The sequence below is a fragment of the Reyranella sp. genome, from assembly GCF_965229815.1.
GTDB lineage: Bacteria > Pseudomonadota > Alphaproteobacteria > Reyranellales > Reyranellaceae > Reyranella.
In genome coordinates, this window is the sequence record NZ_CBDDJN010000006.1 from 984,768 (window position 1) to 1,007,375 (window position 22,608).

At 68.6% G+C, this 22,608-nt stretch carries 17 protein-coding genes; 11 read left to right on the forward strand and 6 right to left on the reverse strand.

The window, feature by feature from the left end; all coding sequences use genetic code 11:
- The first annotated feature begins 34 nt into the window (after positions 1–34).
- The 5 genes from ACO073_RS16115 to ACO073_RS16135 all read left to right on the forward strand — a co-directional run bounded on the left by ACO073_RS16115 (position 35) and on the right by ACO073_RS16135 (position 9,696).
- Complete coding sequence (locus ACO073_RS16115) at positions 35–367, forward strand: hypothetical protein (RefSeq protein WP_421998644.1); 333 nt, start codon at positions 35–37, stop codon at positions 365–367.
- Between the two features lie 57 nt (positions 368–424).
- Positions 425–1,441: an aldo/keto reductase gene (locus tag ACO073_RS16120; protein WP_421998645.1), complete on the forward strand. Its 1,017-nt coding sequence runs from the start codon at positions 425–427 to the stop codon at positions 1,439–1,441.
- 40 nt (positions 1,442–1,481) lie between these two features.
- A complete protein-coding gene (locus ACO073_RS16125) occupies positions 1,482–3,332 on the forward strand; it encodes an ABC transporter ATP-binding protein (protein WP_421998646.1) in 1,851 nt (616 codons plus the stop codon).
- A gap of 116 nt (positions 3,333–3,448) precedes the next feature.
- The gene (locus ACO073_RS16130) at positions 3,449–5,476 is read left to right on the forward strand and encodes an autotransporter assembly complex protein TamA (RefSeq protein ID WP_421998647.1); all 2,028 of its coding nucleotides are present in this window, start codon (positions 3,449–3,451) and stop codon (positions 5,474–5,476) included.
- Positions 5,476–9,696, forward strand: a complete 4,221-nt coding sequence (locus tag ACO073_RS16135) for a translocation/assembly module TamB domain-containing protein (RefSeq protein WP_421998648.1) — start codon at positions 5,476–5,478, stop codon at positions 9,694–9,696. The genes ACO073_RS16130 and ACO073_RS16135 overlap by 1 nt, the downstream gene beginning before the upstream one ends.
- Before the next feature lie 34 nt (positions 9,697–9,730).
- Here ACO073_RS16135 and ACO073_RS16140 read toward each other — a convergent pair whose 3' ends face one another.
- From ACO073_RS16140 to ACO073_RS16165, 6 genes are all read right to left on the reverse strand, one after another.
- The gene (locus ACO073_RS16140) at positions 9,731–10,861 is read right to left on the reverse strand and encodes a glutathionylspermidine synthase family protein (RefSeq protein WP_421998649.1); all 1,131 of its coding nucleotides are present in this window, start codon (positions 10,859–10,861) and stop codon (positions 9,731–9,733) included.
- A 2-nt stretch (positions 10,862–10,863) separates the two neighbouring features.
- Positions 10,864–11,169: a hypothetical protein gene (locus ACO073_RS16145; protein WP_421998651.1), complete on the reverse strand. Its 306-nt coding sequence runs from the start codon at positions 11,167–11,169 to the stop codon at positions 10,864–10,866.
- Positions 11,170–11,217: 48 nt separating this feature from the next.
- Positions 11,218–11,985 carry an SDR family oxidoreductase gene (locus ACO073_RS16150; RefSeq protein WP_421998652.1) on the reverse strand — a complete coding sequence of 256 codons (768 nt, stop codon included), beginning with the start codon at positions 11,983–11,985 and terminating at the stop codon, positions 11,218–11,220.
- A gap of 9 nt (positions 11,986–11,994) precedes the next feature.
- Positions 11,995–12,807, reverse strand: a complete 813-nt coding sequence (locus tag ACO073_RS16155) for an enoyl-CoA hydratase/isomerase family protein (protein ID WP_421998653.1) — start codon at positions 12,805–12,807, stop codon at positions 11,995–11,997.
- A 61-nt stretch (positions 12,808–12,868) separates the two neighbouring features.
- Positions 12,869–14,398, reverse strand: coding sequence for an anthranilate synthase component I (gene trpE / locus ACO073_RS16160; RefSeq protein ID WP_421998654.1), 1,530 nt, complete (start codon positions 14,396–14,398; stop codon positions 12,869–12,871).
- Between the two features lie 4 nt (positions 14,399–14,402).
- On the reverse strand, positions 14,403–16,337 hold the full coding sequence (locus tag ACO073_RS16165; protein WP_421998656.1) for a peptidyl-prolyl cis-trans isomerase: 1,935 nt from the start codon (positions 16,335–16,337) through the stop codon (positions 14,403–14,405).
- A gap of 127 nt (positions 16,338–16,464) precedes the next feature.
- Between ACO073_RS16165 and tpiA the strand changes: the two genes are divergently transcribed.
- The 6 genes from tpiA to eno all read left to right on the forward strand — a co-directional run bounded on the left by tpiA (position 16,465) and on the right by eno (position 22,571).
- Positions 16,465–17,220 (forward strand): triose-phosphate isomerase, encoded by a 756-nt coding sequence (gene tpiA, locus ACO073_RS16170; protein ID WP_421998657.1) that lies wholly within the window; start codon positions 16,465–16,467, stop codon positions 17,218–17,220.
- Positions 17,221–17,281: 61 nt separating this feature from the next.
- Positions 17,282–17,668: a preprotein translocase subunit SecG gene (gene secG, locus ACO073_RS16175; protein WP_421998658.1), complete on the forward strand. Its 387-nt coding sequence runs from the start codon at positions 17,282–17,284 to the stop codon at positions 17,666–17,668.
- 98 nt (positions 17,669–17,766) lie between these two features.
- Complete coding sequence (locus ACO073_RS16180) at positions 17,767–19,398, forward strand: CTP synthase (RefSeq protein ID WP_421998659.1); 1,632 nt, start codon at positions 17,767–17,769, stop codon at positions 19,396–19,398.
- A 103-nt stretch (positions 19,399–19,501) separates the two neighbouring features.
- Positions 19,502–20,290 (forward strand): hypothetical protein, encoded by a 789-nt coding sequence (locus ACO073_RS16185; RefSeq protein WP_421998661.1) that lies wholly within the window; start codon positions 19,502–19,504, stop codon positions 20,288–20,290.
- Between the two features lies 1 nt (position 20,291).
- The gene (locus ACO073_RS16190; protein ID WP_421998662.1) at positions 20,292–21,206 is read left to right on the forward strand and encodes a hypothetical protein; all 915 of its coding nucleotides are present in this window, start codon (positions 20,292–20,294) and stop codon (positions 21,204–21,206) included.
- Between the two features lie 84 nt (positions 21,207–21,290).
- Positions 21,291–22,571, forward strand: a complete 1,281-nt coding sequence (gene eno / locus ACO073_RS16195) for a phosphopyruvate hydratase (RefSeq protein ID WP_421998663.1) — start codon at positions 21,291–21,293, stop codon at positions 22,569–22,571.
- Positions 22,572–22,608: the final 37 nt, after the last annotated feature.

Consider the following 22,608-nt stretch of genomic DNA (forward strand, 5'->3'; position numbering starts at 1 on the left):
TCCGTGTCGGCAGCCGAGACGTGGAGGATTCGTCATGAAGCCCTTGCTTCTTCCGGCCATCATCCTGCTCGCCGTGGCGGCCGCGCCGGCCGGCCGGGCCGAGACCTGCCGCCAGTGGGGCTCGCTGGTCACCTGCGACAACGGGGTCACCAGCCAGACCTTCGGCGACACGACCTACTACAGCAACGGCGTGGTGAGGCGGGACTTCGGCGCCCTGTCGCACTATTCCAATGGGCTGCACAGCCAGACGTTCGGCAACATCACACACTTCAGCAACGGCGTGACCGTTCACCGGCTGGGCAACATGGAGTATTTCAGCGACGGCCGGGTCTGCGAGAGCTATCTCAATATCCGGACCTGCCGTTGACGGTTGCGTCGTCCGCCGGACCGACCCGCAACGGCGCGCATTCGAGGGAGAAGCCGCGTGGAGTATCGTCGTCTCGGCCGCAGCGGCCTGAAGGTCTCGGAGATCTGCCTCGGGACCATGACCTTCGGCAACGGTGCCGACGAGGGTGAATCGGCCCGCATGGTCCACGCCGCGCTCGACGCCGGCGTGAATTTCTTCGACACCGCCAATTCCTATGTCGGCGGCGTGTCGGAGACCATGCTGGGCAAGGCGCTGAAGGGAAGGCGGGGCGATGCCGTCATTGCCTCGAAGGTGTTCAACCCGATGGGCGGCCGGCCCAATGATTCCGGCATGTCGCGGCTGCACATCAAGCAGCAGGTCGAGGACAGCCTGCGGCGCCTGCAGACCGACTACATCGATGTCTACTACATCCATCATGTCGACGTGCAGACGCCGCTCGAGGAGATGCTGCGGGCGTTCGACGATCTCGTCCGCCAGGGCAAGATCCTCTACACGGCCTGCTCCAACTACGAGGTCTGGCGCCTGATGGAGGCGCTCTGGATCTCCGACAGCAACGGCTGGGCACGCTTCGACGCCTACCAGCCGCAGTACAGCCTGGTGGTGCGTGACATCGACGAGGAGCTGGTCCCCGCCTGCGAGGCCAAGGGCGTCGGGCTCGTCGCCTGGTCGCCGCTGGCCGGCGGCTACCTCGCCGGCAAGTACAGGCCCGGCAACCTGAAGGCCGAAGGCACGAGGTCGGCCGAGGGCTGGGGTTTCAACACGCGCTTCTTTGCGGCCAACCACGCGGAGATCCTGCAGACGCTGATCGACACGGCCCAGGAGATCGACCGCACGCCGGCCCAGACTGCCCTGCGCTGGGTGATGGACCAGCCCTACATGACGAGTGCCATCGTCGGCGCCCGCAACACGCAGCAGCTCGCCGAGACGCTCGCGGCCGGCGGCTGGCGCCTGCCGCCGTCGGCTCTCAAGGCGCTGAACAAGGTCTCCGCGCAGCCCCTGCGGTATCCGCGGGCGTTCGAGGAGACGATGGTCCAGCGGCGGAACAGTGCCGTGACGCCGCCGAAGGCGCGGTAGGGCAGGGCAACGCCACCCGCACCGGCACGTTCTTCCCGCAATGTCGTCCGCGCCCCCTGCCAGTACCCTGCGGGAGCGGTTCAGCGCTCTGCGCACGCTGCGACCCTTCATTGCCATGGTATGGCGGGCCAGTCCCGGGCTCACGGCGACGTCGCTGGCCTTGCGCCTGGTTCGTGCGCTCGTGCCCGTGGCCGCGCTCTACATCGGCAAGCTGATCATCGACGACGTGGTGCGGCTGGTGCAGATGCAAGGCCGGCCGACCGGCCTCGACGGCTGGCTCGCCAGCGGCGAGTTGCAGGGCCTCGGCCTGCTGCTGCTGGCCGAGTTCGGGCTGGCGGTGCTGTCGGACGTGCTGATCCGCGTCGTCTCCCTGGTGGACGGACTCCTGTCCGAGACGGTGACCAACGCCTCCAGCGTCAGCCTGATGAAGCACGCCGCCACGCTAGACCTCGAGGATTTCGAGGATGCCGGCTTCCAGGACCAGCTCGAGCGGGCGCGTCGACAGACCAGCGGGCGGCTCACCCTGATGGCCCAGCTCCTGGCCCAGGCGCAGGCCCTGGTGACGGTGGCGAGCTTCGCAGCCGGGCTGCTGGTCTATGCGCCCGGCTTGATCCTCTTGCTGCTGGTGGCCCTCCTGCCGGTCTTCCTGGGCGAGCAGCATTTCAACGCCCGGACGTACACGCTGGATTTCGGCCGCACGCCGGAGCGGCGCGAGCTCGACTATGTGCGCCAGACCGCGGCCAGCGCGGAGACGGCCAAGGAGGTCAAGATCTTCGGCCTCAACCGCTGGCTGATCGACCACTACAGCCGACTGGCGGCCGGCTTCTATGCCGAGAACCGCCGGCTGGCCCTGCGCCGGGCAGGGTGGGGAAGCCTGTTCGCGGCGGTTGGCACGGTCGGCTACTATCTTGCTTATGCCTGGATCGTCTGGCGCACGCTCGACGGCGCCTTCTCGATCGGCGATCTCACGTTCCTCGCCGGCTCGTTCGCCCGCCTGCGCGGCCTCCTGGAGCAACTCCTGACGACTTTCTCGACGACAGCGGCGCAGGCGCTGTACCTCAACGATCTGTTTTCCTTCTTCGACATGCAGGCCGAGATCGTCTCGCCGGCCGACGCCCGGCCGTTTCCGCACCCGATCCGGCAGGGATTCGTGTTCGAGAATGTCGGCTTCTCCTATCCCGGCGCCGAGCGCTGGGCGGTGCGCCATCTCAGCTTCAACCTGCGGGTGGGCGAAGTGGTCGCCCTGGTGGGCGAGAACGGCGCCGGGAAGACGACCCTGGTCAAGCTGCTCACGCGCCTCTACGACCCCGACGAGGGCCGCATCCTTCTCGACGGGCACGATCTGCGCGAATACGACCTCGATGCCCTGCGCGGCAGCATGGGCGTGATCTTCCAGGATTTCGTCCGCTACAACTTCACGGCGCGCGACAATATCGCCGTCGGCCGCATCGACGCCCGCGAGGACCAGGCGCGCATCGAGCGCGCGGCGCGCTCGAGCCAGGCCGATGACGTGGTCGCGGGCCTTCCTGCGGGCTACGAGCAGCGGATCGGCAAGCGCTTCAAGAACGGCGTCGAGCTGTCGGGCGGCGAATGGCAGAAGATCGCCATCGCCCGCGCCTACATGCGCGAGGCCGAGGTGCTGATCCTCGACGAGCCGACCGCGGCCCTCGACGCGCGCGCGGAGTTCGAGGTCTTCCGGCGGTTCAAGGAGCTCAGCCACGGCCGGACGGCCGTGCTGATCTCGCATCGCTTCTCCAGCGTGCGCATGGCCGATCGCATCCTCGTGCTCGCCGACGGCCGTATCCAGGATATCGGCACGCACGAGGAGCTCGTCGCAAGACCGGGTCTCTACTCGGAGCTCTTCGAGCTGCAGGCCGCAGGCTATCGCTGAGTCGCAGAGGCGGGCTTGCCGTCCCGCACAATGCCCGATATCACGAATCGTCACCGCGTCCTCTCGACCTTTCCGCTCGCTCCGTGAGAAGGCCCGGGATTCGTGGCTGGCATGAGATGAGACGCGTTGTCCCGATTAGCGGACGGCGTGACCATCGCACTCGAGCGTGGAGCAGGCCGTCGCTTTCCACGATTTGGACACACGGTGCAAAAAGTGAACTCTGGCATGCATCTAAATGCCAGTTTGAACGTTGTTTGATGGGGATGGTGCAAGCGTTAAGCGGGACTTTTTTCAGCGAGATGGTACGCGGCGGCAACTGGAGCCGAATCGCGTGGACGCTGATGTTGCTTCTGGCCGTCGTTTTGCCGGGAAGGGCCGAGGCTCGCACCGGAAGCATCACGTTGTCGGTTTCCGGCGACGAAGCGATGCAGGAAGAGATCAAGACTCTCCTGGAGAAATTCGAGAAGGACCAGCCCTTGATCGGGGACGCGCTCGGCATCCTGCAGGGAGCACAGGCGGCGCTGGGCCAGGTCAACACGGCGCTCAGGTCCCGCGGCTTCTACGATGCGAAGATCGCTGCCACGGTCGGCGGACGACCGATCGACAGCGCCGGAGCTCTCGACGCAATCGACGCCCAGCCGGAAAGCTCCAACGTGTCGTTCACTTTCGACATCGCGACCGGCCCGCGCTACCGCATCGGCAGCCTGACGGTCAGTCCGACCGGCTCGCAGGCGTCCCTTCCGGGGATCGACCGCAGCGAGCTGGGGATCGGCCCCGGCGACCCAGCGGACGCGGCCGCCATCCTGGCGGCGCAGCAGAAGCTCCTCGAGGAACTGCGCAAGCAAGGCTATGCGCTGGCCAGCGTGACGCGCCAGGTGGTCGTCAATCACGCCACCCAGCAGGCAAGCGTCGCCTTCGAGGCCGAGACGGGCCCGCCGGCAAAGATGGGAAGGGTCACGTTCACCGGCACCAAGGAGGTCGACACCGACTGGCTGCAGCGCCGGGTGCCGTTCAGCGAGGGCGAAACCTACTCGCCCGACAAGATCGGCGCGCTGCGCGGCAAGCTCACCTCCCTTGGCGTCTTCAACTCGGTGTCCATCAAGCCGGCCAAGGAGCTCAACGCCCAGGGCGAGTTGCCGCTCGAAGTGGCCGTCACGGATCGGCCGCCACGCACGATCGGCTTCGGCGTCTCCTACGAAACGAAGCTCGGCTTCGCCATCAATGGCTACTGGTCGCACCGCAACCTGTTCGGCCAGGCCGAGAGCCTGAAGCTGTCGGCCGAGCTCAATCATATCGGCGAGGGGCAGGCGATCCTCGACACCGGCTTCGCCTTCCGCATCGCCTTCCGCAAGCCGGACTGGTGGCTGTCCGGCCAGGATGCAAGGTTCGATTCGGCGACCCTGCGCGAGGTGCTCGACGCCTATACGCGCAACGCCATCACGGCGCGGGCCGGGCTCGATCGGGTCTTTTCGCCGAAGTGGAAGGCGAGCGGCTCGCTGGCCGCCGAGTTCTCGAACATCACCCGCAACGGCATCACGATGGACTACCAGCTCGTGGGATTGCCGATTTCCGTGCTGTATGACGGCGCCAACGACGAGCTCAACCCGACGCGGGGCTATCGGGTGGATGTCGACGTCACGCCGTGGGTTTATTCACGCGACTTCTTCACCGTGATGCGGCTGACCGGTCGCGGCTACTTCGACCTCGGCGAGCCCGGGCGCAGCGTGCTCGCGACCCGGGCGTCGATCGGCACCGAGCCGGCGGTGAGCATCGGCGGCATTCCGCCCGACAAGCTCTTCTATGCCGGCGGCGGCGGGTCGGTGCGCGGCTTCGCCTATCAGACTGCCGGTCCGCTCGACAATTTCAACAACCCGCTGGGCGGGGCCAGCGTGTTCGAGGCGAGCGTCGAGTTCCGGCAGCGATTCGGCGAATCGTTCGGGGCCGTCGCGTTCGTCGACACCGGCAGCGCCTATCCCTGGTTCTTCCCCGACTTCTCGATGTACGCGCCACGCGTCGGCGCCGGCGTGGGCGTGCGCTACTACACCGACTTCGGTCCCGTTCGCCTGGACGTCGGCTTCCCGATCAACAAACGGCCGAGCGACGCGCCGTTCGGCGTCTATGTCAGCTTGGGGCAGGCCTTCTGATGCGGGCACTGCGCATGATCGGCTGGACGCTCGCCGCATTCGCCGGCGTGCTCCTGCTGCTGTTCGGGGCCCTGCAGACGCCGCCGGTCCAGGCGTTCGTCGCCAGGACGGCGGCCGGGCTCGCGTCGGGCCCCGACGCGAAGCTCGAGATCGCCGGGCTGCGAGGCTTTTTTCCGACCGACCTGCATGTCGACCGGATCGCCTATGCCGATTCGGCGGGCCCGTGGCTCACGATCGACGATCTCCGCCTGCGCTGGTCCTTCCTGTCGCTGCTGGGGGGCCGGCTGCGCATCGACGAGCTGTCGGCGGCCAAGATCGACGTCTCCCGGCTGCCGCAACCCGCGAAGGAAGCGGACACATCCGGAGGCGGCGGGCTGTCTAGTCTGCCGGTCGGTATCGACCTGCGTTCATTCTCGGTCGAGGACCTCCACCTCGGGGCTGCCCTGGCGCAGGTCGATTCCCACTGGAAACTTTCCGGCAGCGCTCTGCTCCCCGCCGACCTGGCCGAGGTGCGACTGGCGCTCGAAGGTGAGCGCATCGATGGACCAAAGGGACGGTTGACGGCCGACATCCTGTTCGATGCCAACAAGCGCACCGTCGACGGCGAGATCGCGCTGAACGAAGGCAGGGGCGGCGTGATGGCGGCCCTGCTGCAGCGGCCCGACATCGACGACCTGTCGGCGAAGCTCGCCGTCCGGGGCGACGCCCAGACCGGGTCGGGAGAGCTGACGGTCGCCGCCGGCGATGCCGCGCAGGCGACCGGCAAGGCGGAGTGGAAACCGGGCCAGGATGGCGTCACCGCCGTCACCGTGAACCTGGATTCCGCGGCTCCGGGATTGCCGAAGGGGCCCTACATGGATGTGGCGCGCGGCCCGGCCGCGCTGCGCGTCGAGGCCACGGTCGGCCAGTCCCTCGCCACCATCAGCAAGTTCACCTTCACGACCGCCGCGCTGGCGATCGACGCCACGGCCCGGTACGACCGGACGGCCGACAAGCTCGAGGCCGAGGCCACGGTGACTTCGGAGAAACCCGGCCCGTTGGGCCCGCTGGTGGCCGGGGCGAGCTGGCGCGACCTCCACCTGAAAGCCAAGGCCGATCTCACCGGCCTCACCAGCCGGCCCGAGGGCACGGTCGAGCTGACCGGCGGCGGCGAGGACATTTCGCTCACGGCCATCGACCAGCGCCTGCCGCCGGTAGGGGCCGCGACGCTGGTGGCGACGCTTGGCGTGAGCGACGGCCGGATTACCGTGAAGTCGCTCGACCTCGACTCGCCGGTGGCGGCGGTGAAGGGCGGCGGCTCCTACGTCGTGGCGAGCGGCGGCGGCGACGGCAAGTTCACGGTCACCGTCCCCGAGCTCGCGCCGTTTGCCGCCCTCGTAGGACAGCCGCTGGGCGGCACGGCCGTCATCGATCTCGACGCCAAGGCCGATTCCACGGGCTACGCGCTCGGCTGGCAAGGCAAGGTCACCAACATCAGCGCCGCGGGCCTGCCGGCCGATCTCGACAAGAGCGAGATCGCCCTCTCCGGCGAGGCGAAGCTGGCGCGCGACCAGGCCTGGTCGCTGGACAATGTCCGCGTGGTGAGCAAGGGGGGCACGCTCGACATCGCGGGCCGCGGACGAGGCGCGACAGGCGACCTCGAGCTGGCGCTCGACCTGCCCAAGCTGGCGGTGCTGCGTCCCGAGCTGTCGGGCAGCGCCACCATCAAGGGCGACATCAAGCTGCGCACCGAAGGCACCGACGTGGCGGTGACGGCCGATCTCGCCGACATCGAGAGCGGCCAGCTGTCGGCCCGGCAACTGTCCCTGTCGGGCAAGGCCTCCGTCGATCCCGCCGGCGGCCTGAAGGGCGAGCTCGATGCCAAGGGAGATCTCGTCGGCCAGCCGGTCACGCTGGGGGGGAACGTCGAGCGCAAGGCGGCGGGCGGCGTCGTGGTGCCGAGCTTCCAGGGACGCTGGGCGAGCGCCGTCATCGACGTCAGCAATCTCGCGATCACCGAGGCACGGACGACCGGCTATGCGCGGGTGCGGATCCCGAACCTGCAGGACCTTTCGGCCCTCGCGGGAACGCCGCTTGCCGGGTCGTTCGAAGCCGAGGTCACCGCCGACCCGCAGGCCCCGGAGGGCCGCATCGCGCTCAAGGCCACGGGTGCGGACCTGCGCGCCAGCGGTGCATCGGTCGGCACCCTCGAACTCAAGGGCACGGTGGACGACCCGCTGGGCACCGCGGCGACCGACTTGACGCTCACGGCGAGCCGCATCGCCGGCGCCGCCGACATCAATCGCCTCTCCGTGACGGCGACCGGCGACCGGCAGGAGGTCGCCGTGACCGTGCAGGCATCGGGCGCGCAGACCTCGGCCGATGCCAAGGCCACGGTCGCCGTGGCGGGACAGGACATCTCGGTCGGGCTGACGCAGTTCAACGGTCGCTACTCGGGCATCCCGATCGCCCTCGCGGCGCCGACCCAAGTCGGGATCGCTGGCTCGCGGATCACGATCCAGCCGACCAGCTTCCGGCTGGGCGGCGGCCGCCTGACCGTGCGCGGCGTGGTCGGGCCGGTGGCAAGCGATCTGCAGGTGGAGGTGGCGGGGCTGCCCCTGTCGCTGATCGACACGGTGGCGCCGGGCACCAATCTCGAGGGGGTGGCGCGCGCCAATGCCCATGTGACCGGAGCGATGGCGGCGCCGAACGTGCAGGCGACCTACGGGGTCACGGGCCTGCGCCTGCGCCGGCCCGACGCGGCCCTGCTGCCGTCGCTCTCGGTCCAGGGCTCTGCATCGATGGCCGGCCAGCGCGCGTCCATCGACGCTCGACTGTCGGCCGGCGGTGCGACCAACCTCAGCCTGAAGGGGCAGGCGACCCTGCCGCAGGGCGGGGGCGCGCCGACTGGCTCGGCCACCATCGCCGGCTCCGTCGATATCGCGCCATTCTCGCCCTTGCTGGGCAACGACATCCGGAACGTGACGGGCACGCTGCGCCCGAACCTTACCGTGACCTTCTCGGGCGACAGGATCGACGGCAACGGCACCATCACTCTCACCGGTGCGGCCATCGCGATGCCCCAGTCGGGCCTGCGAATGAGCAACGGCGAGGGCCGCCTGACACTGAACGGCGATACGCTGCGCATCGAGCGGCTGGTGTTCCAGACCGGGCGTGGCACCGTGACGGCCGGTGGCACGATCCGGCTCGATCCGCAGCAGGGACCGGTCCTGGACCTCACCGTCGGCAGTCGCAACGCGCTGCTGGTCAGCCGCCCCGACCTTGCCGCCACCGTGTCGAGCGACCTGAAGATCACCGGCTCGACCGGTGCAGGAATCGACGTCGCCGGTCCCATCACCATCGACCGGGCCGAGATCACCGTCGGCGCGCAGCAGAGCGCCGCCTATCCCACGCTGGACGTCAAGGAGATCAACAAGCCGGGTGCGAAGCAGACCGTGGCCGCCGCAGCCGCGCCGCCGCAGCCGCGCGGACGCAAGCCGCCGCCCCCGCCGTCAGCCACGCCGATCCGGCTCAACTTCACGATCCTGGCGCCGCGCGCGATCTTCGTTCGCGGCCGCGGGCTCAATGCCGAGATGAGCGGCGACCTCAAGGTCACCGGGACGCCGGCGGCGCCCGGCGTCATCGGCAGCCTCACCATGCGGCGCGGCACGTTCAGCCTCGTCGGGCGGCAACTGAGCTTCACCAAGGGCATCGTCACCCTCGATTCGATCGACACGATCGATCCGCTGCTCGACTTCGTGGCGACGACCACCGTGCAGTCGACCACCATCAACGTCGAGATCGGCGGGACCGCCCGGGCGCCGACGATCACCGTGTCGTCCGTGCCGGAGCTGCCGCCCAGCGAGGCCATGGCCCTGCTGCTGTTCGGCAAGCCGACCAGCCGCCTCAGCGCCTTCGAGCTGGCGGAAGCAGCACAGGCTCTGGCCGAGCTCACCGGGCGCTCGGGCGACGCCGGCGTGCTCAGCCGCCTGCGCTCGGGGCTCGGCCTCGACCGCCTGTCGATCGGATCGGGCACCGACAGTTCCGGCAACAGCTCGGTCAATCTCGAGGCCGGACGCTACGTGGCGCCCGGCGTCTATGTCGGCACCCAGCAGGGCGCCACCGGCAACTCGAGCCGCGGCGTGGTGCAGATCGAGGTCCTGGACCACGTGAAGATCGAGGGTGACGTGGGCGCCGACGCCAACGGCCGCGTCGGCGTCAAGATGGAGTGGGACTACTGAAGTCGCGCCCGCCGGCCCCGACCGCCAGCGCGGGCTACTCGAAATAGTGAGGCACGAAGCGGCTGTTGTTGTGGGTGATGCGCCGCTCGTCCTCGCGCATGCCGATGCCGGCCGGCACGCCCTCGATGACCCAGGAACCGACCAGCGCGTGATTGCCGTCGAAGGCGGGCAGCGCGTGATAGGCCTGCCAGACGAAGCCTTCGGCGCCGTAGCTGCCTCCGGCCGTGTCGAAGAGTCCGGGTGCCACGATCGTCACATTGTGTCCCTCGCGGCCGAACACCGGCTTCTTCACGAAGGCGCCGCCGAGATCGGGATGCTCGCGGTCGAAGGTCGGCAGCAGGTTTGGATGCCCCGGGAAGCCTTCCCACAGGAGCGGGAGCAGCATCTTGTTGCTCAGGATCATCTTCCAGGCCGGCTCCAGGAAAGCGGTCGTGTCGGTGGGCACGTGGGTGCCGAACGCCTCGCGGACCATCCATTCCCAGGGATAGAGCTTGCAGAGGACCTGGATCGGCATCTCATCGGGATCGGTGAAGCGCCGGCCGTTCCAGCCGATCTGCGAGACCGCGAGCGGCTTGCCGGCGAGACCGGCCTGCAGGGCGGTGTCGCGCAGATACTCCGACGTGGCGAACTCCTCGGGCTGCTCCTCGAAGCGGGCGAAATGCACCAGCCCTTCCGGCGGCAGCCGCTTCAGGATCCCGCGCCAGGCGTCGATCAGCTTCTCGTGGATCGAGTTGAACTGGTCGGCCCCTGGCTTCACGTCCTTCAGCCAGTACCATTGCACGACGGCGGCCTCGTAGAGCGCGGTCGGCGTGTCGGCGTTGTACTCGAGCAGCTTGGGCGGCCCCTTGCCGTCGAAGGCGAGGTCGAAGCGGCCATACACGGTCGGGTCCGAGCGCCGCCAGACGCGCTCGATATAGTCGCCCCAGGCCGGCGGGATCTGCATGCGCTGCCAAAGCCGGTTCGAGACCACATGCTCGACGGCCTTGAGGCACATGCCGTGCAGCTCCTCGGTGGCTGCCTCGAGCTGGTCGATCTCGTCGACCGAGAAGGCGTAGCAGGCCTGCTCCGTCCAGTAGGCGCGCCCGTCCATGACGTAGTAGTCGAAGCCCAGCTCCTCGAGCTTCCGCTGCCAGCCCGGACGGGGCGTCACCGCCTCGCGACGCATCGCTAGCTCGACCCGCCGGAGCCGGCGCTCCCGGTCGAGCCGAAGCCGCCGCGCTGGCTCTGCGCCGGCGCGGCCTGACCGGGCGCGGGCTTAGTCGTGGCCTGGCCCGGGGCCGTTGCTGGCGTCGGCGTCGAGACCGCGGCGCCGCGGAAGAAGGGGTTGGGCAGGAACCACAGGTAGGGCAGGGCGCCCAGGCCCGCACCGATGCCGGGGGCGCAGGAATAGAGCAGGGCGGCACCCGCAACGCCCATCAGGACGAGCTTGATGCCGCGCGACATGCGCGGGCGGCTGGGATCGGGCGACGACATGGCTGAAAGATCGGCAGGCCGGCAGGCTTTATCAAGCGCGATGCACGTCTAGCCGTGCATCGTCAGCCCGCCGGACACGCTGATCGTCTGGCCGGTGATGAAGGCCGCGTCGTCGCTGGCGAGGAAGCACACGGCGCCGGGAATGTCCTCGGGCTGCCCCACCCGCTTCATCGGAATGGCCCCGATCAGGGCGGCGCGGACCTTCTGCCCGCGTTCGTCGTCGCCGGCGACGGCGGCCAGGAGCGGCGTGTCCGTCGGACCGGGACACACGGCGTTGAGCGTGATGCCCTTGCGCGCCATCTCGCGGGCCACCGTCTTGGTGAAGGCGATGATGCCGCCCTTGCAGGCCGAGTAGACCGCCTCCTGCGAGGAACCGACCCGTCCGGCATCGGAAGCGATATTGACGACCCGGCCGTGGCCGCGGCTCGCCATCCCCTTCAGCACGACATGGGTCATGTTGAGCGGGCCGCGCAGGTTGATGGCGATGAGCTGGTCCCAGAGGTCCGGCGTCGTGTCGACGAAGTTGACGAAACGGTCCCAGCCGGCGTTGTTCACCAGGATGTCGGTCGGGCCGATCTCGGCCTCGAACCCTGCGATGTCCTTCGCCACCGCACCGTAGTCGGCGATGTCGACACCGGAGACGAAGGCCCTGCCGCCGCCCTTGCGGATGTCGGCCGCGACCGCCTCGGCCGCCGCGAGGTTCCTGTCGAAGATGCCGACGGCACAGCCGTAGCCGGCGAAGCGCCGGCAGATGGCGCCGCCGATCGCGCCGCCACCGCCGGTGACGATGACGCACTTCCTGTCGAGTCCGCGCATGGTCGGCTCCTAGAGCGGCGAGTAGGGATCGAATTTCGGCTTGCGCTTCTCGAGGTGGGAAGCCAAGCCTTCCTTCACCTCGGGCCCCATGAAGCCCAGCATCTCGAGCGCCGTCGAGGCGTCGAACGACGGTCCCATCATGCGCAGCCAGTTGTTCAGCGCGTACTTGGTGAAGCGGATCGAGGTCTGCGCGCCTTCAGCCAGCTTGGTCGCGACCTCCAGCCCCTTGGCTTCGAGCTGGTCGTCCTCGACGCACAGGGAGACGAGGCCGATGCGCTCGGCTTCCTCGCCGTCGACGGCCTCGCAGAGGAGCAGGTAGTACTTGGCCTTGGCCATGCCGCAGAGCAGCGGCCAGACGATGACCGCGTGGTCGCCGGCGGCGACGCCGAGCCGCGTGTGGCCGTCGATGATGCGGGCCTTCTTGGAGGCGATCGACACGTCGGCCAGGATGCCGGCGACCAGGCCCGCGCCGACCGCGGGGCCGCGCATGGTGCTGACGATCGGCTTGGAGCAGTTGATGACGTTGTAGACGATGTCGCGCGCCTCCTTCCAGGTCCGGAGCAGCGCGTTGAAGTCCTTCATGTTGTTCTCGATGAGGTCGAAGTCGCCGCCCGCCGAGAACACCTTGCCGCCGGCGCCCTGGATGATCACGCAGTTGACGGTGTCGTCGCCGTCGATGTCGCGCCACACGTTGACCAGCTCGGTGTGCATCAGCGAGTCGGTCGCGTTGTACTTCTCGGGCCGGTTCATCGTCACCCGCAGCACCTTGGGATGCGGGCGATCGAACAGCAGGCGCTGGTAGCGATTTTGCCAGTCGGACATCGACGTCTCCTCCGTTGCGGAGGAGCCTACCGGCTGGGCGTGCGCCGCTCCAGTGGCGCGCTCAGCGCCGCGTGTTGCCGGCGCTCCACTGGCCGGCATTGGCGAAGCGCACCGCTTCTTCCGCCGCCTTCACCAGGGCGCGCGCCTTGAGCACGCTCTCCTGGTACTCGGCCTCGAGGTCGGAATCGGCCACGACGCCGACGCCCGCCTGGACGTAGAGCGTCTCGTCCTTCACCAGCCCCGTGCGCAGCATGATGCAGGTGTCCATCGAGCCGTTGGCGGCGAAGTAGCCGGCGCAGCCGGCATAGATGCCGCGGCGCACCGGCTCGACCTCGTCGATGATCTCCATGGCGCGCACCTTGGGCGCGCCCGACAGCGTGCCGGCGGGAAAGCCCGCCTTCAGCGCGTCGATCGCGTCGAGCCCGTCTTCGAGCGTGCCCTCGACGTGGCTCGAGATGTGCTGAAGGTGGCTGTACTTCTCGATCGTGAACTGCTCGACGACGCGCACCGAGCCGATCCTGGAGACGCGGCCGACGTCGTTGCGGGCCAGGTCGACCAGCATCAGATGCTCGGCATGCTCCTTGGGATCGGCCAGCAGCTTGTCGGCGAGCTGCTTGTCCTCCTCGGGCGTGGCGCCGCGGCGGATCGTGCCCGCGAGCGGGCGGATGGTGACGATATTGTCGCGCAGCCGGACCAGGATCTCGGGGCTCGACCCCACGATCGAGAAGTCGCCATAGTCGAAGAAGATCAGGAAGGGCGAGGGGTTGATGCGGCGCAGCGCCCGGTAGAGCGACAGCGGCGGCAGCGTGAACGGCATCGAGAACCGCTGCGACGGCACGATCTGGAAGGCGTCACCGGCGAGGATGTACTCCTTGCAGGTCGCCACCATCTTCTTGAAGTCTTCCTTCGACATGTTGGCTTCGGGCTCGGGCAGCTCGTCGAGCTCGTCGGCACTGTCGCGACGGAAGGGAAGGGCGCGCTCGAAATCGGACGCGGCATCGGCCAGGCGTTCGCCGGCGGCCTCGTAGGCGGCGCGGGCGCTCGTACCGGCCACCGGCCAGGCCGGGGTCACCAGGGTCACGTTGTCCTCGAGACGGTCGAAGATGCAGATGATGGTCGGCCGCACCATGATCGCGTCGGGCAGCCCGATCGGATCGGGGTTCGTGTCGGGCAGCCGCTCCATGTCGCGGACCATGTCGTAGCCCAGGAAGCCGAACAGGCCGGACGCCATCGGCGGCAGGCCGGGCGGCAGCTCCATCTGGCACTCGCGGACGAGCTGGCGCAGCGTCTCGAGCGGACGGCCGTCGAGCGGCTCGAAGGCCTGTCCGTCGCTGCGGGCGCGGCGGTTGATCTCGGCCTGGCCCTTGCGGCAGCGCCAGATCACGTCGGGCTTGAAGCCGATGATCGAGTAGCGGCCGCGGACCGAGCCACCTTCCACCGATTCGAGCAGGAAGGAATTGGCGCGGCCGTCGGCCAGCTTGAGATAGGCCGACACCGGGGTCTCGAGATCGGCCACCAGCTTGGTCGAGACGACCTGGGGCCTGCCGGCATCGTAGGTCCTGGCGAACGCGTCGAACTCGGGGGAGATCATCGGACTATTGCTGTCCCTGCGGGCGGAAGGCGGCGGTGAAGACCGGCTCGTCGACCGACACGCCGTACTTGCTGCGCAGGGCGGCGACCAGCTCGAGGATGAGGTCGTTGGCGACCATCGTGTCGAGCTGCTTGCCGAAGCGGTCCAGCGCCTCCTTGTTCTTCTCGAGGTCGACCGGCTCGACCTGCTTCACGCGCACGATCACGCTTCCCTCGGCGGTGCGGACGGACTGCGCCTGGTCGGGCTTGAGGCGGAACAGTTCCTGCACGACGGGCTGGGTGAGGTAGTTGCCCTGGTCGTTCTCGTAGCGCGACACGGCCTTGGTCGTCCGGATGTCGACGCCGAGTTCCTTGGACAGCGCCTCGAAGCCCGTGCCGGCATTGGCCTTCTCGACGGCCTCCTTGACCTTGGCATCGGCGAGCTTGCGGCGCTCCTCCTGCTGCCAGGCCTCGATGACCTTGGCTTCTACCTCGTTCAGGGTCGGGGTGCGGGCCGGCGTGATGCGGTCCGTGCGGACCACGAAATACTCGCCGCGCGGGGTCTCGATCAGGTCGCTCTCCGAACTCTCCCGGGTCGAGAACGCCGCCTGCACCAGCTCGTGGGCGGCCGGGCCGATCACGACCTGCTTGCCCTGGGCATCCTGGCCGCGGGCGTCGACATTCTCGTAGGTGCGGACCTTGAGCCCGAGATCCTCGGCCGCGGCCTTCATCGACTGGGTCTTCGACAGCACGCGCTCGAAGTCCGTGACCTGCTTGATCAGCAGGTCCGGCGCCTGCTGCATCTTGAGATCCTTCTCGAGCTTGTCCTTGACCTCGTCGAACGGCACCACCTTGCCGGCCTGGATGTCGTTGACGCGCACCACGTGCCAGCCGAGCGGCGACTGGATGGGCGCATCGGCGACGCCCTTCGGCAGGGCGAAGACGCCGTCGGCCAGCGGGCCCGGCGGGAGGTCCTTCTGGGTGACGGGGCCGAGCTTGATCACCCCGTCGGTGGTGCCGAGCACTTCCTTGGCGGCGTCCTCCAGCGACTTGCCGCCCTTCACGGCGGCGATGATCGCCTTTGCCTTGTCCTCGCTGTCGGCCATCGCCTGGTCGACGTCGCGCTTCTCGGGCGTGCCGTACTCGGCGGACCGCGCCGCGTACTCCTGCTTCAGCATGTCGGAGGACACCGAGACCTGCGGCAGGATCTCGTCGGTCGTCAGCAGCACGTAGGAGAAGGCGCGGAACTCCGGAATCTCGAACTTCGCCTTGTTGGCGTCGAAGTAGGCGGTGAGTTGCTCCTGGCTGGGCTTGGGCACGTCGACGATCAGGGAGTCCGGGACGTAGATCGTCTCGGCCACGCGCTTCTCGCCCTCCATCTTGTAGATGTCGTCGCGCAGCGACACCGGCGCCAACCCTTGCTGGCGGATCACGCCGAACAGCTGGCTGGCGGCGATCTCGCGGCGAATGTCGGCGACGTACTGCTGCTCGGTGATGCGGGCCTGCTGCAGGCGGTTGCGGTAGAGCATCGGATCGAACGAGCCGGCGGTGTTCTGGAAGGCCGGATTGCGGGCGATCGCGGCGCGCACCGCCTCGTCGCTGACGACCAGGCCGAGCTCGTTGATGGCATGGTCGAGCACGGCGCGCTGGATCACCTCCTCGAGGGCGCGCACGTGCAGGCCGAAGCGCAGCGCCTGCTCGGGCTCGGGACGCTGGCCGGTCTGGCGCTGGATGCCCTCGAGCTGACGATTGAACTGGTCGCGTACCTCGTTGATGGAGACCGATGAGCCGCCGACCCAGCCGTAGACGGGGACACGGTAACCGCCGACATGAGCGACTTCCGTGCCGCTGCCGCCCATCCTCAGCATGTCGCCGACGCCCCACAGCGCGAAGCTGACGATCAGCATGCCAAAGAGGATGAAAAGGACGATGTAGCGGGCGTATTTGCGGAATTGATTCACGGAAACCGGCAGCGAGGTTTGTCAGGCGCGCATGCCTACCACCCGGTCCCCGGGCAGGCAACCAAGCGGCCTTTGACCGTGCGGCCGGCAGCCGCTACAGCGGCTCGGCAGCAAATAGGGAAATTCGATGGCGCGAACGAGGCGGCCGCTGATTGCGGGCAACTGGAAGATGAACGGCCTGCAGGCCGACGGCATCGCGCTGGCCAAGGCGGTGGCCGAGGGCGTGCGGCAGGCGGCCTGGGCGGATCGCGAGGTTCTCGTCTGTCCGCCGTCGACGCTCGTGCTCGCGGTCGCCGCTGCGGTGCGCGGCAGCGGCCTCTTGGTCGGCGGTCAAAACTGCCATGCCAAGGCGAGCGGCGCCCATACCGGCGACGTCTCCGCCGAGATGCTGCGCGACGCCGGCGCGAGCCACGTCATTGTCGGCCATTCCGAGCGCCGCGCCGACTGCGGCGAGACCGACGCCATCGTCCGCGCGAAGGCCGAGGCCGCGTGGCGGGCCGGGCTGACGCCGATCGTCTGCATCGGCGAGACGCTCGATGAGCGCGAGGCGGGGCGGACGCTGGCGGTGCTCGAAGGCCAGCTCACGGGCAGCGTCCCGGGCGGGGCAACGGCCGACCGGCTGGTCGTGGCCTACGAGCCCGTCTGGGCCATCGGCACCGGCAAGACGCCGACTACGCCCGAGGTTGCCGTAGCCCATGCGCATATTCGCAAGGTGCTGGGCGGCATCATGGAAGGCGCCACTTCGGTCCGCCTGCTTTACGGCGGCTCCATGAAGGGCAGCAACGCGGCGGAGCTGCTGGCCGCCGGCGACGTCGATGGCGGCCTGGTGGGCGGCGCCAGCCTCAAGGCCGACGAATTTTTGGCTATCGCCAAGGCGGCCTAAAGGGGTTAGAAGCGCCCGCTTGGCGGACCGAGCCGCCATTCCTATCGAAGCGCTGGACAAGATGGACGCGGTAAGAGGCTTTCTGCACGACTGGCGGCTGGTGCTGCTGATCATCCACGTGGGCGTCACCGCCGCGATGATCGTCGTCATCCTGCTCCAGCGCAGCGAAGGCGGCGGCCTCGGCATGGGCCGCACCGATGCGCTGTTTTCCGTCCGCGGGCAGGCCAACGTCCTGTCCCGCATGACGGCGATCTTCGCCACCGCCTTCTTCGTTCTCAGCCTCATCATGGCCTGGAGCCTGACCGACACGTCGCGCAGCGGCCGCTCCTTCATGGACCAGGTGCCGGCGACTCCCGCCGCGCCGGGGGCACCCGCCGCCGGCGGCGCGGCGCCCGCAACTCCCGCCGCTCCGGCCAGTCCGTCGACGCCCACCGCACCGACCCGCTAGGACGGGCACCGTGCGCCTCCGCCTTCTCCGCCGAAGCTTCTCCGGCGGAGCGATATCCCCATGGCCGCACGCCACAAGCCTTTGTATATTGTAGGCCCATGACGCGCTTTATCTTCATAACGGGCGGCGTGGTTTCCTCGCTAGGCAAGGGTCTTTCGTCGGCGGCGCTGGGGGCGTTGCTGCAGGCACGCGGCTACCGCGTCCGGCTGCGCAAGCTCGACCCCTACCTCAACGTCGACCCGGGGACGATGAGCCCCTACCAGCACGGCGAGGTGTTCGTGACCGACGACGGGGCCGAGACCGACCTCGACCTCGGCCACTACGAACGCTTCACCGGCGTCGATGCCCGGCAGAGCGACAACGTCACGACCGGCCGCATCTACTCGACGGTGATCGCCAAGGAGCGGCGCGGCGAATATCTCGGCGCCACCGTCCAGGTGATCCCGCACATCACCGACGCGATCCGCGAGTTCGTCGTCGCCGACACGGGCGAGGAGGATTTCGTGCTGGTCGAGATCGGCGGCACGGTCGGCGACATCGAGGGGCTGCCGTTCCTCGAGGCCATCCGCCAGCTCGGCAATGAGCTCGGCCGCGAGCGCACCATGTTCGTGCATCTCACCCTGCTGCCCTGGGTGCCGACGGCGGGCGAGCTCAAGACCAAGCCGACCCAGCATTCGGTCAAGGAACTCCTGAGCGTCGGGATCCAGCCGGACCTGCTGGTCTGCCGGTCAGGCGACAAGGAGATTCCGGCCAACGAGCGCCGCAAGATCGCGCTGTTCTGCAACGTCAAGCCGGAGAGGGTGGTCGAGGCCCGCGACGTCGACACGATCTATAACGTGCCGATCGCCTACCACGAGCAGGGCTTCGACGCCGAGGTCTGCCGCTATTTCGGCCTGGAGCCGGACGAGGAGCCCAACCTCGAGCGCTGGCGCGGCGTCGTGCGGTCGGTGCGCGAGCCCGAGGGCAAGGTCACGATCGCCGTGGTCGGCAAGTACACGGTGCTGCTCGACGCCTACAAGTCGCTGTCCGAGGCGCTGACCCACGGCGGCTTTGGCAGCAACGTGAAGGTCGGCCTGGAGTGGATGGACTCCGAGATCTTCGAGCGCGACGACGCCGTCAGCCATCTCGAGAACGTCCACGGCATCCTGGTGCCGGGCGGCTTCGGCGAGCGCGGCACCGAGGGCAAGATCCACGCCGTCAAGTTCGCCCGCGAGCGCAAGGTGCCGTTCTTCGGCATCTGCTTCGGCATGCAGATGGCGGTGATCGAGGCCGCCCGCAACCTGCTGGGCATCGAGGACGCCTCGTCGAGCGAGTTCGGCCCCTGCGAGCACGCCGTGGTCGGCCTGATGACGGAGTGGATCAAGGGCAACCAGCTCGAACGGCGCGCGGCCGACGGCGACCTGGGCGGCACCATGCGCCTCGGCGCCTATCCGGCCCATCTGCGGCCGGGCACCAAGGTCCACGAGATCTACGGCCAGGACGTGATCAGTGAGCGCCATCGCCATCGCTACGAGGTCAACGTCAACTACAAGGACCGGCTGGAGCAGGTGGGACTGCGGTTCTCGGGCATGTCGCCCGACGGCATCCTGCCGGAGATCGTCGAGATCCCCGACCATCCCTGGTTCGTCGGGGTGCAGTACCATCCCGAGCTGAAGTCCCGGCCGTTCGCGCCCCATCCGCTGTTCACCTCGTTCATCGGTGCGGCCAAGGCCCAGAGCACGCTGTTCTAGCGCGCTGTCCTGGCGTGCCGGTCGGGGAGGTGGCCGGGAGCGGGGATGCCGCGCCGGCCGGGGTCGTATTTCCGTCATGTTTATCGACTGGAATCGCGTCCGCATGAAACGCTTCCTGGCCCTTCTTCTCATCGCCGCCTCGGCCGCGCTGCCGGCCTCGGCCGTGCTCGCGCCGGACGCCGGCGCACAGTCGGCGGCGGCGCAGTCGCCCTACGGCAAGGCGCAGCGGCGCGACGCCGTCTTCCTGCGCTTCCCCGAGATGGCGCGGCGCTACTGGGAGAATCCCGAGACCAACACCGCCAGCCACAAGGTCGTGGCGATCCCGCTCCCGGCCCAGTGCGCCTTCGTCTACGCCGATTCCTATTCGAAGGGTCACATGAGCGAGAGCGAGGTCCAGCAGCTCGCCGTCTCGAGCTGCAACCGCAAGCTCTCGGAGCTCGGTCCGCTCGGCGAGAATTACAGCACCGACTGCCGCTGCCAGGCCGTGATCAGCAACGAGACCTATCTCGTTCCCCGCAACGTCATGCCGGCGGAGTCCTACGGTCCCGTCTCGATCTTCTATCGCGACTCCACCGGCAACGTCGCCCGCCTGAACGGCGTCGCGAAGTACGGTGCGCTGATCGGGCACGATCGGTCGGTCCGGTTCTCGGTCGACAATCCGCGCGGCGAGCATGTCTGCGACGGCACCTTCACCAACGCCGGACCCTCTGCGGGCCGCTTCTCGCTGTCCTGCTTCGCCGGCAAGTTCGCCGGCAACGGCGAGTACCAGAGCAAGGTCGGTGCCCCCAACGACCACATCATCGCCCGCGGGCAGACCTCGCAGGGGCTGCCCGTCGTGATGGTCATCGGCCTGCCGGCCCAGCTCGCTTCCGGCACCTACGGTGCGATCTGACGTGCGCAACCGCTTCGCCCTGGCCGCCCTCCTGTCGCTGCTGCCGGCCGTCGCCGGCGCGCAAAGCGCGGGGGAGGTGGAGCGCTGCTTCCAGAATCCCGCAGCCTGCCACCAGGGCAACGCCGCGCCATCCGCGGCGAGCGCGCCGCGGGCACCGGCCGCTGCCGCCCCCCGGCCGGCCGCGCCCGACTATGGCAGCGTGCTGCAGAGTCCGGAGGCGGAGCGCAAGCGCATCCAGCAATCGCTGCGCACCCTCGACAAGTACAGCGGCCCGATGGACGGCAATCTCGAATCCGGCGCCACGGTGAAGGCGATCCAGGACTGGCAGAAGGGTCACGGGGCCAATCCGGTCGGGAAGCTGACCCCCGCCGAGGCGCAGCAGCTCCACGCCGAGGCGGCCAAGGTGCCGATCAAGCGCATCGAACCGCCGGCGCAGACGGCGGCGGTGACGCCGACGCCCTTGTCGTCCCCCAAGCCCGACGCGAACGCCGAGGCGCTGAAGGCCCTCCAGGCGCGCCTCGCCGAGCGGCGCAAGGCGGCCGAGCCCAAGGCCGAAGCCGCCAGCCAGGCGCTCGTGCGAGACCTCAAGGCCTACATCGCCGCCGACGGCAAGGGTGCGGCCGGCGAGCAGTTCGCCGGCTTCGCCAAATGGTACGCCGACGCCAAGGCGAGCGGCCGGACGGTGGGCGATATCTTGCCGGCGGTCGACGACTACGGCGACGTCAAGGCCGGCGCGGCCGTCGCCACCGAAGTGACCATCGCGACGGCGAAGGACAAGGACAGCCAGCCGGAGTGCATGGTATTCGCCTGGGTCGAGGGCAAGCCGCGCAAGAACGCCCGGACCTTCTCCTGCGACGATGTCGCCGGCGTCGAGAAGTGGAAGACCGAGCAGTCGATGAAGAGCGCCTGGCGCTAGAGCGGCAGACCCGCCGGCCATCCCTCACTTGCTCCTCTCCGGACGGGTCGCTAGACAAGCCGCGCCATAGAGGAGCTTTCGCCGATGAGTGTCATTGCCGACGTCCGCGCCCGTGAAATCCTCGACAGCCGGGGCAATCCCACGGTCGAGGTCGAGGTCGAGCTCGACAGCGGCGCCATGGGCCGGGCGGCCGTCCCGTCGGGCGCCTCGACCGGCGCCCACGAGGCGGTCGAGTTGCGCGACGGCGACAAGAAGCGCTACGGGGGCAAGGGCGTGCTGAAGGCGGTCCAGGCCGTCAATGCCGAGATCATGGACCTGCTGGCCGGCCTCGACGCTCGCGAGCAGATCAAGATCGACCGGGCCCTGATCGACCTCGACGGCACGGCGAACAAGGGCCGCATCGGCGCCAACGCCATTCTCGGCGTGTCGCTCGCCGTGGCCAAGGCGGCGGCCATGGACGCCGGACTGCCGCTCTACCGCTATGTCGGCGGCAGCCAGGCGTCGGTGCTGCCCGTGCCGATGATGAACATCATCAACGGCGGCGTGCACGCCGACAATCCGATCGACATCCAGGAATTCATGATCATGCCGGTGAAGGCGGATCGCTTCGCCGAGGCCCTGCGCATGGGCGCCGAGGTCTTCCAGGCGCTGAAGGCCCAGCTCCACGACGCCGGCCACAACACCAACGTCGGCGACGAGGGCGGCTTCGCCCCCAACCTCGCTTCGGCCGACGAGGCGCTCGGCTTCATCATGAAGTCGATCGAGCAGGCGGGCTACAAGCCCGGCGAGGACGTCATGCTGGCGCTCGATCCGGCGTCCACGGAGTTCTTCAAGAAGGGCAAGTACGAGCTCGAGGGCGAGAAGAAGTCGCTCGATGCCGCGGGCATGGTCGACTACTACGCCGACCTCGTGAAGCGCTACCCGATCGTGTCGATCGAGGACGGCATGGCCGAGGACGACATGGCCGGCTGGAAGGCGATCACCGACAAGCTCGGCAAGAAGGTCCAGCTCGTGGGCGACGATCTCTTCGTCACCAACCCCGAGCGCCTGGCGCAGGGCATCAAGGACGGGCTGGCCAATGCGATCCTGGTCAAGGTGAACCAGATCGGCACGCTCAGCGAGACCATGGAGGCCGTGTCGATGGCCCGCCACGCATCGTACGGCGCGGTGATGTCCCATCGCTCGGGCGAGACCGAGGATTCGACCATCGCCGACCTCGCGGTCGCCACCAACTGCGGCCAGATCAAGACCGGCTCGCTGTCGCGGTCGGACCGCCTGGCCAAGTACAACCAGCTCCTGCGCATCGAGGAACAGCTCGGCACCCAGGCGCGCTACGCCGGCACCTCGATCCTGCGCGGGCGCTAACGCGCCGGCCGGTCGGGATCGCCGGCGGGAAGGTCAG

Coding starts and splice junctions, on each gene's coding strand:
- ACO073_RS16115 (WP_421998644.1), top strand. CDS start 35: ATGAAGCCCTTGCTTCTTCCGGCCATCATCCTGCTCGCCGTGGCGGCC.
- ACO073_RS16125 (WP_421998646.1), top strand. CDS start 1,482: ATGTCGTCCGCGCCCCCTGCCAGTACCCTGCGGGAGCGGTTCAGCGCT.
- ACO073_RS16130 (WP_421998647.1), top strand. CDS start 3,449: ATGAGACGCGTTGTCCCGATTAGCGGACGGCGTGACCATCGCACTCGA.
- ACO073_RS16135 (WP_421998648.1), top strand. CDS start 5,476: ATGCGGGCACTGCGCATGATCGGCTGGACGCTCGCCGCATTCGCCGGC.
- ACO073_RS16140 (WP_421998649.1), bottom strand. CDS start 10,861: ATGCGTCGCGAGGCGGTGACGCCCCGTCCGGGCTGGCAGCGGAAGCTC.
- ACO073_RS16145 (WP_421998651.1), bottom strand. CDS start 11,169: ATGTCGTCGCCCGATCCCAGCCGCCCGCGCATGTCGCGCGGCATCAAG.
- ACO073_RS16150 (WP_421998652.1), bottom strand. CDS start 11,985: ATGCGCGGACTCGACAGGAAGTGCGTCATCGTCACCGGCGGTGGCGGC.
- ACO073_RS16155 (WP_421998653.1), bottom strand. CDS start 12,807: ATGTCCGACTGGCAAAATCGCTACCAGCGCCTGCTGTTCGATCGCCCG.
- trpE (WP_421998654.1), bottom strand. CDS start 14,398: ATGATCTCCCCCGAGTTCGACGCGTTCGCCAGGACCTACGATGCCGGC.
- tpiA (WP_421998657.1), top strand. CDS start 16,465: ATGGCGCGAACGAGGCGGCCGCTGATTGCGGGCAACTGGAAGATGAAC.
- secG (WP_421998658.1), top strand. CDS start 17,282: ATGGACGCGGTAAGAGGCTTTCTGCACGACTGGCGGCTGGTGCTGCTG.
- ACO073_RS16180 (WP_421998659.1), top strand. CDS start 17,767: ATGACGCGCTTTATCTTCATAACGGGCGGCGTGGTTTCCTCGCTAGGC.
- ACO073_RS16185 (WP_421998661.1), top strand. CDS start 19,502: ATGAAACGCTTCCTGGCCCTTCTTCTCATCGCCGCCTCGGCCGCGCTG.
- eno (WP_421998663.1), top strand. CDS start 21,291: ATGAGTGTCATTGCCGACGTCCGCGCCCGTGAAATCCTCGACAGCCGG.